Origin of the sequence: Sphingomonas ginsenosidimutans (assembly GCF_002374835.1) — a bacterium.
Lineage (GTDB): Bacteria > Pseudomonadota > Alphaproteobacteria > Sphingomonadales > Sphingomonadaceae > Sphingomonas > Sphingomonas ginsenosidimutans.
Map to the genome: position 1 here is coordinate 1 of NZ_NWVD01000049.1, position 1,078 is coordinate 1,078.

Below are 1,078 nucleotides of genomic sequence, written 5' to 3' on the forward strand. Positions count from 1 at the left end.
CGACGAACTGCTCAATGGTGAGATCTTTTACAGCCTCGCCGAGGCCAGGGTGCTGATCGAGGCGTGGCGCCGTCACTACAACACCGTCCGGCCGCACAGCAGCCTGGGCTACCGCCCACCGGCCCCGGAATCGGCAACATCGCCATCACCGGCCTCCGGTTCCGCTTCGCTCCACCTACGCCCGGCAATGGCGGCGGAGACGACAATGCACTAACGAACAACCCGGACCACCCGGTGGGGGCTGCTCACACGAACCAGCGGAACGAAAGATCGAAATCCAGCCGCTCCATCATCTGCCGCTCCGAGCGGATGCATGGAACAGCTGCAACAGCAGCGCGCGCAGCAGCTTCTCCGGGGCGATCGACGAGCGTTCGATCCGCGAATAGAGCGCCTCCAGGTCGGGACCGATCTCAGCCAGCGCCGCATTCACCACCTCGCAGATCTTCCGCAACGGGTGACCCGCCGGCATCCGCCGCTCCAGATCGACGTACGAGAACAATTCTCCCGATCGCGCGTCGTCGCCCTGCATCCATTCGTCCTCATCGCTTCATTCGCGATGAATCATTTCCAGCCCGCCGCGCCAAGCCTTTTTCAGCAGCCCGCTAGGTCCAAGTGGATAAAGAAACGGGGGGCATGTCAGCGGCGCTCCAGGAGGATTCGGAAGCTAGGCGGATGGTGGCAGTTGACGTGCTGCGCTCGCTGGTGCGCGAGATCATCCTGACGCCGGAGAATGGCGAACTTCAAATCGACGTGCGCGGCGATCTGGCAGGTATTCTTGCCATATCGCTCAAAAGCAAAAGGCCCGCCGGAGGGCGCCCGATCGCAAGTCGAGATGGTTGCGGGGACAGGATTTGAACCTGTGACCTTCAGGTTATGAGCCTGACGAGCTACCGGGCTGCTCCACCCCGCGACGGGAGTTTTGAGGCTCCTGGTGATGTGATTGAGATTGTGAAGGGTTCTTTTGCGTGCTGGGGGTGTGACGCGGGCTTCAATGCCTGGCGGCGACCTACTCTTCCACTGCTTAGGCAGTAGTACCATTGGCGCGGACGGGTTTCACGGCCGAGTTCGGGATGGGATC

General features: G+C 62.0%; 2 protein-coding genes, 1 tRNA gene, 1 rRNA gene and 1 pseudogene. 2 read left to right on the forward strand and 3 right to left on the reverse strand.

Features of this window, described 5'->3' with window-relative positions; genetic code table 11:
- Positions 1-214 (forward strand): integrase core domain-containing protein (locus COA17_RS18620; protein WP_176484942.1); only part of this gene is annotated, 214 nt, incomplete at its 5' end.
- A 34-nt stretch (positions 215-248) separates the two neighbouring features.
- Here the strand turns inward: COA17_RS18620 and COA17_RS18625 are convergent.
- Positions 249-529, reverse strand: a pseudogene (locus COA17_RS18625) (transposase); the annotation flags it as partial.
- A 104-nt stretch (positions 530-633) separates the two neighbouring features.
- On the opposite strand from COA17_RS18625, the gene COA17_RS18630 reads away from it, so the two are divergent.
- Entirely contained in the window at positions 634-855 is a 222-nt protein-coding gene (locus tag COA17_RS18630) for a hypothetical protein (RefSeq protein WP_176484965.1), read from the forward strand.
- Here the strand turns inward: COA17_RS18630 and COA17_RS18635 are convergent.
- Together COA17_RS18635 and rrf are read right to left on the reverse strand one after the other, a co-directional pair.
- Positions 834-910, reverse strand: a tRNA-Met gene (locus COA17_RS18635). The genes COA17_RS18630 and COA17_RS18635 overlap by 22 nt on opposite strands.
- 83 nt (positions 911-993) lie before the next feature.
- Positions 994-1,078: ribosomal RNA gene (gene rrf, locus COA17_RS18640) — 5S ribosomal RNA — on the reverse strand; the annotation flags it as partial.